Genomic DNA, 14554 nt, shown 5'->3' with positions numbered 1-14554 from the left:
AAATATATATCGTTGGCAGAAGAAATTATTTAGACCAATTATCAAAAACTTCATTGATGACTTTATTCTCGATAAAAATCATCTGCTACCACAGAGAATCTATAAATGATAGTGCGTAAGTCCTATAAAAGTGAATTATTTCATGAAAAAATTACTTGTTCTTGCAACTGTTACTTCTATTTCAATTTCTGCTTTTGCTACAACTCAATTCGCATCTTCAGAATTAAAAGCGATGGATTGTGCAACTCTTGCTGTTGAAAAAGCGAATGCTAAGCGCTCTTTAGAAGCTGCTGACAAAAACATTGCAAACATCCAAGCATCTGCTCAAGCGCCAGGCAAATCATTGAGCAAATTTGCTGGTTTAGCGGGTGGCGCTCTTGCTGCTTTCGGTGGTAACTCTGAAAAAGCTGCTCGTGCAAGCAACATTGCAAACAGCTTGGCTGGTGAGCAAGATATTTCAGAAGCAGGCAACCTTGAACTTCAACAAGCAAACAAATCTGCTGCTCAAGCAAACATCGACAACATTGGTATCTACCAAGGTTCTAAAAAATGCAAAATCTAATCTAAAGCCAGTTTAGATTGATTTAAAAAAAGCCCTGTTCAGCCAGAACAGGGCTTTTTTCATGATGATTTTATTTCATACCGATTTATAAGACATTCAACTCAATATTAGGCAAATGAAAACCTCGGCAAGATTGTTCACTTTGCCATGCCACCGTCAACATCACATGCGGCAGTTGAATATTCTGATAAGCAAAAGTGCCAATAGCGGGGTGACTACACATCCCACCATTCTGCTCTAGATGACACTGCGTATTCAGTTCATTCAGGTTCACTCGAATCCCTAAACCCGACGCTTTAAGTACCGCCTCTTTGGTGGTCCAAACTTTAAACCAAAAATCAGGATCATGCTCACAACTGTCCCAATTGAGCAATTCTTCGGGATGAAAGCTGTGTTGAGCCATCGCATCAAAACGAACTTTTCGATTTAAATCTTCAATATCCACACCAATATTGGCGATTTTTTCACTGCTGGCCAATACATAATGCTGCTGACTATGACTATGATTAAAATGAAAATGTGGCAAATCCGGAAGAAAAGGCTTACCAAACGCAGACTTTGAAAAATCTGAATTTTCAACTGACCTATTTAGCCGCTGCCCGAGTAATTGATTTCGATATTGGTAAATGGCTTGTTTACGCACGGCAATTACCTCTTGACGACTCAAGCCATGCGGCTCCACAAAGAAGTCAGTAATTGCACTATATTCAAGCTGAATTTTCGCCATAAGTTATTGATCCAATATCTTTTACACTACGTCCATGACGCTATATTTTATGCGACTCTCCGACACAAAATACACCACAATACAGATGAGCGCATCGGTCCTTTGACTTATCGAGATTTTAAAACTCAGTTTAAAAATATTTCAAACCACTTAAGAAATACTTAATATTATAAATATATTCAAATACTTAAGTATAATAAATATTTTAAATACATCTTCAATTAGATAAAATACTCTAGATTCTTATAACTTTAATTTAAAACTCGGGGTAAATCAGATGCTAAGAAAAATCACGTTAATCAGTTCACTTTGTGTCCTACCATGTTTCGCTCAAGCAGGCTTATTGGATGCAGCTGTTGCAGTAATGGGTGCCAAAAATGGCGCGATTATGGACCAAGCTGAAGCGCGTATGAATCAAAGCCGTCAAGAAGCTGCCAATGCTGTAGCTCAAGCAGACCGTGGCTATGCCTCAAATTTCAATCAAGCTAACCAAACCAACAATAGTGTTTATAGCACCAGTTATTTAAAAACCTTAGATTGCACTGATCTGAGCGTTGAACGTAAAACTTTCGAACGCACATTGGAAGCATCGCAACTGGCATTAAGCCAAGCGTCTGCACAGCAAAATAATCAAGTTTCAAAATGGGCTGGTCTTGCTGGCAACGCGCTATCCGCATTTTCAGGTCAATCTGAAACAGCCGCGCGTATGGGACAATTTGCGACAGCTTTTTCTGGCAATAAAAATACACAACAGGATAGCAGCAGCGCACAGCAAGCCATGGAAATTGCTCAAGCTAATCTGGATAATATTGATATTTACCGCCAAGCTAAAAAGTGTAAAAACTAATTTCTACATCTTTTTAGATAAATAAAGTGAAATAAAAAAGCCTGCATATCTGCAGGCTTTTTTGTTCATCTAAACTTAGCGTTTGAATTTCTTTTCCGCCTTTTTGAACTTCTGAACATAACGACGTTTACGTGCCGCCGTACGCTCATCGATTTGCGACTTACGACCTTCAAATGGGTTATCAGAGGTTTTAAATTCAATTTTGACTGGCGTACCTTCAAGTTTATAAACTTTACGGAACACGTTTTCTAGGTAACGACGATAGTCATTTGGCGTTTTATCGACCTTGTTACCATGAATTACAATCGTCGGTGGATTTTGTCCGCCCATATGCGCATAACGCATTTTGATACGACGACCTTGAACCATTGGTGGTTGGTGCGCATCAGTTGCATCATTCAAGATCTGAGTGATTTTCGCAGGTGATACTTTCAAATGCGAAGAATCATAAGCACGGTGGATCGATGGATAAAGATCACCAACACCTGTACCGTGAAGTGCAGAAATTAAGTGAATTTTTGCCCATGGAATAAAGTCAAAACGACGTTCAACATCTAATTTACATTGTTTACGGTCGTAGTCAGACATGTTGTCCCATTTGTTGATGGCAATCACCATCGCACGGCCTGCTTCAAGCGCATAACCGATCAAATGCAAGTCTTGCTCAACGATCCCTTCACGTGCATCGACAACAATAACCACAACATGCGCATCTTTCATCGCTTGTAAAGTTTTCACAATCGAGAATTTCTCGATCATTTCGTCCACTTTACCTTTACGACGTACACCCGCAGTATCGATTAATGTGTATTTACGGCCATCACGTTCAAATGGGATATAAATCGAGTCACGTGTAGTACCTGGTTGGTCAAATGCAACCACACGGTCTTCACCCAACAAACGGTTCACTAGAGTCGATTTACCCACGTTTGGACGACCAATAATCGCTAAACGTAAGCCTGTGTCTTTATCGTGTTGTTCTTCACTTTCATCTTCAGGCACTTCAGCTAACACTTCTTCAAGCATTTGCTGAACACCACGACCATGGCTGGCAGCCACTTGAAGTGGTTCACCCATACCCAATTTGAAGAATTCAACTAAAGCTGCTTCGGCATGAACACCATCAACTTTGTTGGCAACAAGATAAACTTTTTTACCTAGCGTACGTAAGTCACGTGCAATTTGCTCATCAGATGCCAATAGGCCTGCGCGCGCATCGACCACGAAGACAATAATATCTGCTTCATTAATGGCAGTTTTTGACTGTTCTGCCATGTACGAATCGATACCACCTTCAGTTTCGCCAATACCCCCAGTATCAACGACAATGAAAGATTTATTTTGATAAGTCGCGTCACCATATTTACGGTCACGAGTCAGACCGGCAAAGTCAGCAACGAGAGCATCACGGCTCTTGGTTATCTGGTTAAACAACGTTGATTTTCCGACGTTCGGACGACCAATGAGCGCAATTACGGGTTTCATAGATTAACCTTTATTCCAGATCAGCCAGTTTGGTCTGGTCTGAACATCAGAAAGCTTAGGAAGAATGGAAATAGGATAAATGCCTAAAATAAATAAAAACACGGGGCATTGATGATTCAATCCCCCGCGTTAAAAATACGGTTTGGCTTATTTTAACATAAGCCGCAGAAAAATTAACGGTTCTGCCAAATGCTTAATGCACCCTTACGTGTCGACACATATAATTGATTGTCAATTACACGTAGTGAACGTACTTCACCACTGGTTTTAGAACGACCAACCAACTCACCTGTCGCTGGGTTGATTAAGTGAAGTACACCATCCAGATCACCAACCACAAGGTCTTGACCTAACATCACTGGGTTACTCAAATTACGATTAAGCAATTGGTCATTTTCCCACAATGTTTGACCAGTGGTAATTTCGTAAGCCACAATTTTACCATCAGTTTGTGTCACAAAGACACCATTGCCTGCAACTTCAGGACGCTGAATACTGCTCGCATCATTACTCCAGATCACTTGTTGTGAGGCAAGATCAAGTGCTGTCACTTGGCCTTGGTAACTGGTGGTAATTAAAAATTGACCTGCTACAGTCGGTTCACCGTCAATATCAATGAGACGTTGTACATCTGAACGACCGTCTGACACTGCAACACGACGCTGCATTTTCGGAATACCGCTCAATGCATCAATCACATAGATATAGGCATTTGAAGAAGCGATGAGAACATGACGCGCATCGAGTGATACCGGTGCTGCCATACCACGTAAACTAAACTGTACATTTGGCAAGTTATAGGTCCAAGTTTGTTGGCCCGTTGCCACATCGTTTGCGTATACCGTCCCATCATTGGTAACTGAAATAACGCGACCTGCTTGAATCAACGACGGTGAAAGTAACGCGCCGGTTAATTGCGCTGTCCACTTTTGTTCACCTGTTGCCTGATCTAATGCAAATAATTGACCTTTTGCATTACCAACAACCACAATTCCGTCAGCTGCTTCTACACCTGCAGTCAAACCTTGTTTAGAGATTTTCTTCTGCCATAAACGCTCTTTGCCTTTGTAGGCTTGAACTTCACCATTAGGATTTACGCTAAAAACAACGCCATTATCTGCATCCATACGTAAACGTAGTGGATCTGCTTCTTCAGTTGAAGCCACACTGTTTGAAAATACAGGTGCTAAAGTTTTTGCCTGTTCCAATTTTGGTAAAGGATTTGGTTTTACTTTTTCTACTTTTCCTTTATTTGCACAACCAGCCAAAGCAAGTGTTAAAACTGTCAGCGCACAGGTAATTTTGTATTTTCTATTCATTCAGTTGCTTCCACTTGTGTATCTATAATCGGACGTTCAATTTCAGGATCATCAACTAAAACGCCTACACTTTCGAGTTTAATTTGTAAAATTTGACGTTCTTCTTGTCGCTCAACCAAAGCATCCCATGCACTTTGATAAACTTTCTTTGCATTTTCGATATCATTTTTTGCAACATAGACATCGCCACGGGCTTCATCTGCAGTCGCTTGAAAAGCAGGTTCTTTAACTGCTTCTAAGGTTTTTAATGCTTCATCAAATTTCTTTTGTGCCAATTGTGCATACGCCAAACGTAATTTCACCAATTGAATTAAGCCTGCATCATCAACTTTTGAATTTTCAACTTTTTTCAAAGCTTTCTCAGCATTGGCATAATCCGCTTTATCATACGCCAATTTTGCCATAAGCAACTGAGTTTGGATGGCTTGTGGCGAATCTGGCGCTTCTTTTACAATTTTATCTGCAGTCGCAGAAAGTTGTGTAAAAGCGTCACCCGTCGCCGACTGAGCATCATCCATTAACTGCTGGACTTTGGCTGTTTGCATTTGTGATTCAGCCAAAGTTTTCTTCTGCCAGTATTCCCATCCGAAAAAGGCAATCAACGCAATTAAAATGCCGCTAACAATGGCAGAGCCATATTTTTTAGCAAACGATTTTAAATTATCAAGTTGTTCTTCTTCACTCAATGCGCTCATGAAATTACCTTTTTCCTTATGTTATAGGGATTATTTTGAAGAAATTTTTTCGATAATGAAGGCAACAAAGTCTGCCACATTCACTTCGTGTTGTTCTGCAATCGCTAGCTCTTTCACCAGCACTTGCCCTGCTGATTGCTCACGTTCACCGTAAATCACAGCAAATAAAGCACCCGATTGGTCTGCTTTTTTCATTTGCGATTTCATTGAACCTTGTGAACCAACTTTTAAGCGAATGTTGCTACCCGCTGCTTCAAGTTGATCACGAATTTGTTCAGCAAGGACCAATGCCTTACCTTGAGTTGCAGGATCTGAAACTAAGAATAGCTCACAGTCACGTACAGGAGTATTGTCTTCCACTTGTTCAAGTAGAAGAAGCAAACGCTCCATACCCATTGCAAAACCAACAGCAGGCACCGACTGGTCTACTTTACCTTTAAGCTGACCGACTAAACCGTCATAACGACCACCAGCACATACCGTTCCTTGAGAACCTAAGTGTGTAGTTGTCCATTCAAAGACCGTTTTGTTGTAATAGTCGAGACCACGAACCAATTTTTGATTGATCACAAAACCAACACCAGCATCAGTCAAATACTGCTGCAATTGAGCAAAGTGAGCCAACGTTTCTTCACCCATAAAGTCGTGAAGTTTTGGCGCATTTTCCAAAATGCTTTGTGTTTTTGGATCTTTAGAATCCAAAATACGCAGTGGATTCGTGGTTAGACGACGCTGTGAATCTTCATCTAAGTCATTTTTATGTGACTCTAGGAATTCAACCAATGCTGCACGATAAGCTGCACGTTCATCAGACTCACCTAAAGTATTGAGTTCTAATTGAACTTTATCTGCAACGCCCATGCGTTTCCACAAACGTGCAGTCATTAAAATCAATTCTGCATCTTGATCTGGTGTTGCAACACCAAAAGTTTCTACGCCAAATTGATGGAACTGACGGTAGCGACCTTTTTGTGGTTTTTCATAGCGGAACATTGGGCCGACATACCATACACGCGGTGTAGCACCACGAAGTAAGTTATGTTCAAGCATTGCACGTACACATCCTGCTGTTCCTTCTGGACGCAAAGTCAAAGACTCAGGCGGATTACCTTTGTCTAAGAATGTGTACATTTCTTTTTCAACGATATCCGTTGCATCACCAATAGAACGTTTGAACAGATGAGTCTGCTCCACAATCGGCAAGCGAATTTGCTGATAACCATAAGCATCCATCAGGCTAGATAGATGCTGTTCTAGACGTCTCCATGCAGGACTTTGCGTAGGGAGAATGTCATTAAAACCTTTGATTGCGACGATTGAACTCATGATCTACTCAGAAAAACTTGTGCGAATAATCTCTTTAGCTTTAGCGTCTTCAAGATCGCTAACACGTTGACGAACCATCGCTTCGATTTCGTCAACCAACTGATTTGTGTCAATTAAATGGCTCTTTTCGCCATTACGATACACCAGTGAACGCGGACTTGCACCAACTACACCAATATCGGCTTCTTTGGCTTCACCCGGACCATTCACTTTACAACCAATCACCGATACATCCATTGGGGTACGAATATCTTCTAAACGCTCTTCCAATGTTTGCATAACTTTGATGACATTAAACTCTTGGCGTGAACAACTTGGGCACGCAATAAAGTTAATGCCGTTTGAACGTAAGCCCAATGATTTTAAAATATCAAAGCCAATTTTGATTTCTTCTTCAGGCTCTGCTGCCAATGAAATACGCATGGTGTCACCAATGCCTTCCATCAACAAACCGCCTAAAGCGATAGCAGATTTGACTGAACCCGTACGGTAGACACCTGCTTCAGTCACACCTAAGTGTAATGGGTTATCAATTTGTTTAGATAACAAACGGTAAGCATCCATCGTCAGAAAGACATTGGATGCTTTGACTGACACTTTAAATTCATGGAAATTTAAACGGTCTAAAATATCAATATGGCGCATTGCAGATTCAAGCAAGGCCTGACCTGTAGGCTCACCATATTTCTTTTGAATATCTTTTTCCAGTGAACCGGCATTGACACCAATACGCATAGAGATGTCATTATGTTGTGCAGCAGCTACCACTTCACGAATTTTAGCTTCTGAGCCAATATTACCCGGGTTAATACGCAAACAATCTGCACCAAGGTCTGCAACACGTAAAGCAATTTTATAATCAAAGTGAATATCGGCAACCAATGGCACTTGCACACGTTTACGAATTTCACCAAAAGCTTCAGCAGCTTCCATACTCGGTACAGAAACACGCATGATGTCCGCACCGACGTCTACACAGCGCTGAATTTGTGCCACGGTCGCTTCGACATCACAGGTTTCAGTATTGGTCATACTTTGGATGCTGATCGGCGCATCACCACCGACATACACCGAACCTACTTTAATTTTACGCGTTGGACGGCGCTTAATTGGATTTTCAATCATTGTTCAGTCTGCTCTGTTGTCCCTTAACGTGATAAACGGAAATCTGCTTTGCCGTTTACGGTATATGGTGACAATGAAATATTTTCATTATTTAAGCTTAATGACACTACAGTTGCATCATCCAAACGAATTTGGAATGGTGTTTCACCGTTTAAGTTGAGCGTCGATGCTTGACGACCAGTCGCCAACACCTTACCCGTCGAATCAACAATATGTACTGAAGTCGGGCTACTAAAGGTCAATGTCAATTGATCACCGCTGACTGTTGCATTCCCGCCATTCATGTCGAGGACTTGAACTTCTGAAGCGACATCATTGGTCACAGCGTCTTCATTATCGCTGCCCGAGGTCATGCCCTGAATCGCCGCCACGATCGCACCAATGACCAACAACACCGCCAATGCAATCAGACCACGTTTGATCCATTTACGATTACGGTCACGGTTAGACCCGGGTAATTTACCCATAATTTTAATCGGTGAATTATTTAACGCGTGATTTGGCAACAATCCCGTATCGTTGGCATAAATATCATCAAAACGTTGAATGATATTGGTGGCATCAACTTTTAAATATTTGGCATAAGTGCGGTAGTAACCTTTAATAAAGGTCGCTTCAGGCAATGACTTATAATCATCTTGCTCGAGTGCAGTCAGTGTTTTTAATGGAATATTGAGTTCTGATGCGACAGCTTCAAGTTCCAGTTTTTGCGTAATACGTACTTGACGTAAATACTCACCTGGGCGTTGTACATTTCCTAATGCATTTGGAGCTACGCTCGAACCATTCGATTGCGGTGAATTAGGATTTACTTCCATACGGCCTCAGTACTGTACTGTAATTGCAAATAGCGTTGGTATTCAGGACTTTCTGGGAACAAAGCACGTAACTGGTTAACCAGTACTTGCATACCCAAATTGTCGCCATTGGCACGCGCTGTTCGAATGCCAATCCAGAGTGCGCGCGCACCCTGATTTTTTTGTCCTACTGCACGTACAAATTGTTCATACATTTGTGTGGCAGCAGGGAACTGCTGATTCAAATAAAAGATTTCAGACAACTCTAACATTGAAACATAGGAATCACGATTAGCCTGCAAAGCTTGTTTGAATGATTTTTCAGCATTCGCCACATCACCCACTTTCAGGTAAATTCGACCTAAATTTTCCAATGCTTTGAAACGTTGATCATAACCTAAAGTTGAACCTGCGATGCTGAACTGTTCAATCGCATCATTATAGCGCTCAACTTGGTATAAATACGTACCGTAGTTGTTACGCGCTTGAGAATTTTTTGAGTCTGCTGAAATTGCACGCTTAAAATAACTATCTGCTTTTTCTAAGTTGGCTGGGCTGCCTTCTCGTTGTAGTAAGACACCCATCATCATATTGGCTTGGGAATCGCGAGAATCCACTTCTAAAGCCTGATCTAATGCGCGTTTAGCAGAGTCCAAATCCCCTGCTTTCAGGTGTTCAACAGCCAATTGCGTTCTGATTTTTACGGCTTTCTCTGGGTCTTTTTTCCCAATCTCAGGCGTTTGACATGCTGTTAATGCCAAAACCGATGCACATAAAGCTGAAACGAAAGTGAACTTATACGTTAACTTTTTCAATTGGCTGCCTCTTTATTATCCTTGTGAGCGCAGTATCTCATTTTGCTGCGCAACTTTCTTTTTCCATTGCTCCGCACGACGAGTACGGTCAGCAACTTGCCCCACGAGTTGTCCACACGCAGCGTCGATATCATCACCACGTGTCTGACGAATCGTACACACAAAACCGGCATCAGACAAAGTTTTTTGGAAAGAAATAATACGGTTACGGCTTGAACGACTGTATGGCGCATGCGGGAACGGGTTAAACGGAATTAAATTAATTTTGCTTGGTAAGTTTTTCAACAGCTTTAACATTTGCTGTGCATGTTCAGGATGGTCATTTACACCATCTAACATCACGTATTCGATGGTCACATGTTTACGTGAACTTTCATTGCCATCTTTGGCGATATAACGCTGACAAGCTGCTATCAACTGTTCCAACGGATACTTTTTATTGATCGGAACAAGTTCGTTACGTAGTTCATCATTTGGCGCATGGAGTGAAATTGCCAAGGCCACATCAATGTCTTGTGCCAATTGGTCAATTTTAGGCACCACACCTGATGTTGATAAAGTCACACGACGCTTCGACATGCCATACGCAAAGTCATCCAACATGATACGCATTGAATTCAATACAGCATCATAGTTCAACAACGGCTCACCCATGCCCATCATCACCACGTTGGTCACTGAACGTTCACGATCCGCAACTGGCACATCTTCCATATAAGAGAAGTTCGCCATCCAAAGCTGTCCAATAATTTCAGCTTGGCTCAAGTCACGTTGAAAACCTTGTTTCCCAGTTGAACAGAATGAACAGTCCAGAGCACAGCCCACTTGTGACGAAATACACAAGGTCTTACGTGCGCCGGTTTTATCTTCTGCAGGAATGAGCACGGTTTCAACCAATGAACCTGCACCATCACCTACACGGAACACCCATTTACGAGTACCGTCTTTTGAATAATTTTTATGCACCACTTCAGGCGCTTTAATTTCACAAATCTTTTCTAGTTTTTCACGCAATTTACCAGAAATATTGGTCATTTCAGCAAAATCAGTCACGAAGAACTGATGAATCCATTTCATCACCTGCCCAGCACGGAATTTCTTCTCCCCCATTTCTTCGAAGAATTTTTCCATTTGCGGACGTGACATGCCCAGTAAATTCACTTTCTCCACAGTATTTTGCTGCGTCGGAGCGGATGGAGATTGTTGCTGTGCATCAGAAACAGCTGATGTAGCGACTACTTCAGTACTCATGTGTAATTACCTAAACCATGTCTAAAGATCAAAGGAGATGCTCAGTATTTGAGCGAAGAATTATTCAGAGAATAAAAAAACCAGACAAGCAGTATACCACTTATCTGGTTCGAATACTTCGAATTAACGAGTACGTGGAGCGATCTCAGTTTGAGCGAAGAAGTAGTTAACTTCACGATCAGCAGATGCTACAGAGTCAGAACCGTGAGCAGCGTTTTCGTCGATGCTTACAGCGAAGTCTGCACGGATAGTACCAGGAGCAGCTTCTTTAGGGTTAGTTGCGCCAAGGATTTCACGGTGAGCAAGAACTGCGTTTTCGCCTTCAAGAACTGAAACTACAACTGGACCAGAAGTCATGAATGCAACTAGGTCACCAAAGAAACCACGTTCTTTGTGCTCAGCGTAGAAGCCTTCAGCTTCAGCTTGAGTCAAGTGTTTCATTTTAGTTGCAACGATTTGAAGACCAGCTTTTTCGAAACGAGCAAAGATGTCGCCGATGTGGTTTTTAGCAACTGCGTCTGGTTTAACGATAGATAAAGTACGTTCAATAGCCATGAGAGGCTCCTTAAGTCAATTTGACGTGAAAAATTTGCCGCATTATACCGAATAATGCGCTATTTTCTGCTTTTGCTATACAAAAAAATTGCTTTTTTCGATGTAGGGATTAACTTGCCTCATCAATCCAGGCCATCTGAATTCCCTCAAGCAGACCTTCAGTCGACTTTTCGGGGTCATCAGTGAAATTTGGCAATGCACATACCCATGCATGTAGGTCAGTAAAGCGAATCCATTGCGGATCAACATCAGGGTGAGCTTCATACAGCTCAATTGCGATATCAATGGTATCTGTCCAGCGTAAACCCATGGGTCTTCCTAACATCGTCTATAGAATGATGGCTTACTTTAACAAATTTCAGCAATTCGACGTGATAAACCCTTTTAATTTTTTTATTACCAGATTTTGCAATTGAGATGTCCACATCAAACTATAAAACCAAACCGAAAAGAGGTGCACAGAGAATAATCGCCGCACCCACTGCAGCGCCTATAGCAGCACCGACAGCGACATCACTTGGGTAATGCAAACCTAAGATCATGCGAGATAATGCCACTAATAAGCTAAAGGGCAACATCAGGACCAACAGCATGGGTTGAATATAGCCCAGCACAGTTGTTGCCATGACTGCATGTAGAGTATGCCCTGATGGAAAACTAAAATGATCTAGAGGGCGTTCACCTAAGCGAATCACTTGATGCACTTGGTACGGTCTTGGGCGCACAGTTTTCTTTTTGAGGAGTTTATAGATCGAGGTCCCGACGGAACCACCCAGTAATACATAGACGATTTGTACACTGTAAGACATGCCCTGCACGATCCAAACCGTCGCCAACATGACATACCAAAACACACCATCACCAAGTCGACTCACCATTTTAAATATGTCAGCCACAACTTGTTGATGTGAAAAATGATTGAGATAAATACAGCCTTTTAAATCGAGATGCAGCATTCTTGTTTTTGCATTTTTAAAATTCATCGCTAATCTCCTATCTACAGTCAAAGTCTGACTATGTTGGGGTTGAGCTAGATTTGTGTTGTTATTTTTACAAGTTTAGTTCTGTGTTTGACTCAGCTTAAGTTGTCTTTTTGACAGTGCAATGATGCTTTGATGACAGTTCAATGAATATTGGTTATGAGGATGCTCAACCAGTATATAACCAATAGCGCTAGCTCCATTGGCTCATCATGGCTTGATCCACCACGCGATATAGCGCTTGCTCAAATTGCTGTACGGGATATTGCCATCCAATTTTAGCAGCGTCTTTTGCCGCCTCGATGCCGATGGTTTTTAATTTAGCGCGTTGCGGCAATTGCTGCATAAGACGTATAAATTCATCGGTTCGAGATAAATGACATAACCATCCCGTTTGCTGATTTCTCACGTGCAGTTGGGCACATGCAGCATTATATGCAATCACAGGCAATCCGCTAGCCATCGCCTCCAAAACCACATTACCAAAGGTCTCAACCTGACTTGCGAAAACAAAAACATCCGCACTGGCATAGGCTTCCGATAAAGCCTGACCACTTAAACTTCCCATAAAAATAACATCTAGGGATTTTGCCAGTTGCATTAGTCGTTCACGATCAGGCCCATCACCCACAATGACCAATTTCGTTCGTGCATCCATAGCCAACATCGAACGATAGGCAGAAATTAAAACATCCACTTCTTTTTCAGGAGATAGCCGACCGACATACAGCATCACGCGGGTATGTTCATCTGCTTGCCACTGTTGTCTCAGATCTGCTCGATAATGTGAGGGAGAAAATCGACTATGGTCCACACCACGCCCCACCACCACCAATGGACAACTAAAACCTAATCGATGCAGGGCATCTGCAGTATCTTGGCTCGGGACACAGGTGAGTTGAGTATTGTTATGAAACCATCGTAAATAATGTTGTACAGGCTTCATTAAAAACGCTAAATCAAAGAATCGACTAAAATCATGAAAGGCCGAATGAAAACCACTGGACACAGGAATCTGTAAAGAACGCGCCAGTTGAAGCATAGCAAATCCCAAAGGCCCTTCAGTGACTATATGCACAATGTCGACTTGGGCTTTTTTTAAAGCTTTACTCAGCTTGATCAATTGCGGCCAGCCAAATTGTAAACCTGAATATCTAGGAATCGACTGCGCTCGAACCAAACACTCTTGATCAGGTTTGAAATCCTGACAACTTTCGGACTGTTCAGGACGTATTAAAAATATTGAGTTGCCTTGTTGCTGCAAGCCCTTACACAGTTGCAATAAAGAATGTGCAACACCATTAATTTCTGGCGCCCACGTATCTGTAACAATGGCAATTTTTAGACCTAGACGGATTAAGGTTGAGACCGTTTGCACATCCATTCGTGATTGCATATGCTTAAATTGGAATTGAAAGCGTGCAGGTTCATCCTGTATACGCCCCAAATTGATAGCCGATTCTGTCATGATCTTACATGCTTCTTATAAATGTATATCCACAATTTAAGCAGCAGTTTTTGCATTTTGATGATTATTTGATGACACAATCGTGAAAAAAGGAGAATTATTCATCTCCTTTTTTACAATGTAAGATTGGATGATTATTTTTAAAAATCGACATTAACATAAATCTTATCCCGATATACTCCTGCTGGAACATTATAGGAAAGTGGGTTATCCATTAAACGCGCAGAAATCGTATATTTTCTATCCTGTCCAGCACGTTGGTTCATGATTGCCCCCCATAGATTATCAGAACCTCCTATGACTTTAAGTTGCGTTCTTAATTGATACGGTCCATTCGAAACAGAACTTAATCCATTACTATTTTTTAAATTTTGACTACGAAATGTGATTGAATAACTCCGATCACAAGATACATGAAATGACGTAGCTGTCTCACTATAAACATAATTGGATAATCGCATTTCTGGTGCAGATAGGCTTTGTTGCATAAAGGTTTGAAAGGCTGAGTTCCCTTAAGCTACTCAAATTTAAGAGACAACTTGGGTATGAGGGCGACCTAATTCTGTGAATTTATTCAAGACTGCCATGCGTGCATGGATCTC

General features: G+C 41.6%; 16 protein-coding genes and 1 pseudogene. 3 read left to right on the top strand and 14 right to left on the bottom strand.

The window, feature by feature from the left end; all coding sequences use genetic code 11:
- Positions 1–109, top strand: a pseudogene (locus tag FTT98_RS15895) (IS701 family transposase); the annotation flags it as partial.
- Between the two features lie 33 nt (positions 110–142).
- Positions 143–562, top strand: coding sequence for a hypothetical protein (locus FTT98_RS15890; protein WP_180177556.1), 420 nt, complete (start codon positions 143–145; stop codon positions 560–562).
- 85 nt (positions 563–647) lie between these two features.
- Here FTT98_RS15890 and FTT98_RS15885 read toward each other — a convergent pair whose 3' ends face one another.
- The gene (locus FTT98_RS15885; RefSeq protein ID WP_180042019.1) at positions 648–1289 is read right to left on the bottom strand and encodes a 4'-phosphopantetheinyl transferase superfamily protein; all 642 of its coding nucleotides are present in this window, start codon (positions 1287–1289) and stop codon (positions 648–650) included.
- 277 nt (positions 1290–1566) lie between these two features.
- On the opposite strand from FTT98_RS15885, the gene FTT98_RS15880 reads away from it, so the two are divergent.
- On the top strand, positions 1567–2136 hold the full coding sequence (locus tag FTT98_RS15880; protein ID WP_111884741.1) for a hypothetical protein: 570 nt from the start codon (positions 1567–1569) through the stop codon (positions 2134–2136).
- Positions 2137–2211: 75 nt separating this feature from the next.
- On the opposite strand, the gene der is transcribed toward FTT98_RS15880, so the two are convergent.
- The 13 genes from der to FTT98_RS18185 all read right to left on the bottom strand — a co-directional run bounded on the left by der (position 2212) and on the right by FTT98_RS18185 (position 14218).
- Complete coding sequence (gene der / locus FTT98_RS15875; RefSeq protein ID WP_078189606.1) at positions 2212–3621, bottom strand: ribosome biogenesis GTPase Der; 1410 nt, start codon at positions 3619–3621, stop codon at positions 2212–2214.
- A gap of 173 nt (positions 3622–3794) precedes the next feature.
- Complete coding sequence (gene bamB / locus FTT98_RS15870; RefSeq protein ID WP_078189607.1) at positions 3795–4940, bottom strand: outer membrane protein assembly factor BamB; 1146 nt, start codon at positions 4938–4940, stop codon at positions 3795–3797.
- Positions 4937–5635: a tetratricopeptide repeat protein gene (locus FTT98_RS15865; protein WP_078192660.1), complete on the bottom strand. Its 699-nt coding sequence runs from the start codon at positions 5633–5635 to the stop codon at positions 4937–4939. Before FTT98_RS15865 ends, bamB begins: the two co-directional genes overlap by 4 nt.
- A gap of 30 nt (positions 5636–5665) precedes the next feature.
- Positions 5666–6961 (bottom strand): histidine--tRNA ligase, encoded by a 1296-nt coding sequence (gene hisS, locus FTT98_RS15860; RefSeq protein WP_180042021.1) that lies wholly within the window; start codon positions 6959–6961, stop codon positions 5666–5668.
- 3 nt (positions 6962–6964) lie between these two features.
- The gene (gene ispG, locus FTT98_RS15855; protein WP_078192661.1) at positions 6965–8086 is read right to left on the bottom strand and encodes a flavodoxin-dependent (E)-4-hydroxy-3-methylbut-2-enyl-diphosphate synthase; all 1122 of its coding nucleotides are present in this window, start codon (positions 8084–8086) and stop codon (positions 6965–6967) included.
- Between the two features lie 23 nt (positions 8087–8109).
- Positions 8110–8904: a RodZ domain-containing protein gene (locus FTT98_RS15850; protein ID WP_180042023.1), complete on the bottom strand. Its 795-nt coding sequence runs from the start codon at positions 8902–8904 to the stop codon at positions 8110–8112.
- Positions 8895–9698, bottom strand: a complete 804-nt coding sequence (pilW, locus tag FTT98_RS15845; protein WP_078189612.1) for a type IV pilus biogenesis/stability protein PilW — start codon at positions 9696–9698, stop codon at positions 8895–8897. The genes FTT98_RS15850 and pilW overlap by 10 nt, the downstream gene beginning before the upstream one ends.
- Positions 9699–9713: 15 nt before the next feature.
- On the bottom strand, positions 9714–10949 hold the full coding sequence (gene rlmN / locus FTT98_RS15840; RefSeq protein WP_180042025.1) for a 23S rRNA (adenine(2503)-C(2))-methyltransferase RlmN: 1236 nt from the start codon (positions 10947–10949) through the stop codon (positions 9714–9716).
- A gap of 123 nt (positions 10950–11072) precedes the next feature.
- The gene (gene ndk, locus FTT98_RS15835) at positions 11073–11504 is read right to left on the bottom strand and encodes a nucleoside-diphosphate kinase (protein WP_078189614.1); all 432 of its coding nucleotides are present in this window, start codon (positions 11502–11504) and stop codon (positions 11073–11075) included.
- Between the two features lie 109 nt (positions 11505–11613).
- Positions 11614–11814 (bottom strand): Fe-S cluster assembly protein IscX, encoded by a 201-nt coding sequence (gene iscX / locus FTT98_RS15830; protein WP_078189615.1) that lies wholly within the window; start codon positions 11812–11814, stop codon positions 11614–11616.
- A 121-nt stretch (positions 11815–11935) separates the two neighbouring features.
- Positions 11936–12487 (bottom strand): phosphatase PAP2 family protein, encoded by a 552-nt coding sequence (locus FTT98_RS15825; RefSeq protein ID WP_180005379.1) that lies wholly within the window; start codon positions 12485–12487, stop codon positions 11936–11938.
- 190 nt (positions 12488–12677) lie between these two features.
- Positions 12678–13955 carry a glycosyltransferase family 4 protein gene (locus tag FTT98_RS15820; RefSeq protein WP_373685144.1) on the bottom strand — a complete coding sequence of 426 codons (1278 nt, stop codon included), beginning with the start codon at positions 13953–13955 and terminating at the stop codon, positions 12678–12680.
- 137 nt (positions 13956–14092) lie between these two features.
- Positions 14093–14218 carry a hypothetical protein gene (locus FTT98_RS18185; RefSeq protein WP_257220815.1) on the bottom strand — a complete coding sequence of 42 codons (126 nt, stop codon included), beginning with the start codon at positions 14216–14218 and terminating at the stop codon, positions 14093–14095.
- Positions 14219–14554: the final 336 nt, after the last annotated feature.

The sequence above is a fragment of the Acinetobacter sp. YH12039 genome, from assembly GCF_013420015.1.
GTDB lineage: Bacteria > Pseudomonadota > Gammaproteobacteria > Pseudomonadales > Moraxellaceae > Acinetobacter > Acinetobacter amyesii.
The sequence above is the reverse complement of the archived record's forward strand: the minus strand, read 5'-3'. Positions and strand labels throughout refer to the sequence as shown.

Coding starts and splice junctions, on each gene's coding strand:
- FTT98_RS15890 (WP_180177556.1), top strand. CDS start 143: ATGAAAAAATTACTTGTTCTTGCAACTGTTACTTCTATTTCAATTTCT.
- FTT98_RS15885 (WP_180042019.1), bottom strand. CDS start 1,289: ATGGCGAAAATTCAGCTTGAATATAGTGCAATTACTGACTTCTTTGTG.
- FTT98_RS15880 (WP_111884741.1), top strand. CDS start 1,567: ATGCTAAGAAAAATCACGTTAATCAGTTCACTTTGTGTCCTACCATGT.
- der (WP_078189606.1), bottom strand. CDS start 3,621: ATGAAACCCGTAATTGCGCTCATTGGTCGTCCGAACGTCGGAAAATCA.
- bamB (WP_078189607.1), bottom strand. CDS start 4,940: ATGAATAGAAAATACAAAATTACCTGTGCGCTGACAGTTTTAACACTT.
- FTT98_RS15865 (WP_078192660.1), bottom strand. CDS start 5,635: ATGAGCGCATTGAGTGAAGAAGAACAACTTGATAATTTAAAATCGTTT.
- hisS (WP_180042021.1), bottom strand. CDS start 6,961: ATGAGTTCAATCGTCGCAATCAAAGGTTTTAATGACATTCTCCCTACG.
- ispG (WP_078192661.1), bottom strand. CDS start 8,086: ATGATTGAAAATCCAATTAAGCGCCGTCCAACGCGTAAAATTAAAGTA.
- FTT98_RS15850 (WP_180042023.1), bottom strand. CDS start 8,904: ATGGAAGTAAATCCTAATTCACCGCAATCGAATGGTTCGAGCGTAGCT.
- rlmN (WP_180042025.1), bottom strand. CDS start 10,949: ATGAGTACTGAAGTAGTCGCTACATCAGCTGTTTCTGATGCACAGCAA.
- ndk (WP_078189614.1), bottom strand. CDS start 11,504: ATGGCTATTGAACGTACTTTATCTATCGTTAAACCAGACGCAGTTGCT.
- iscX (WP_078189615.1), bottom strand. CDS start 11,814: ATGGGTTTACGCTGGACAGATACCATTGATATCGCAATTGAGCTGTAT.
- FTT98_RS15825 (WP_180005379.1), bottom strand. CDS start 12,487: ATGAATTTTAAAAATGCAAAAACAAGAATGCTGCATCTCGATTTAAAA.
- FTT98_RS18185 (WP_257220815.1), bottom strand. CDS start 14,218: ATGAACCAACGTGCTGGACAGGATAGAAAATATACGATTTCTGCGCGT.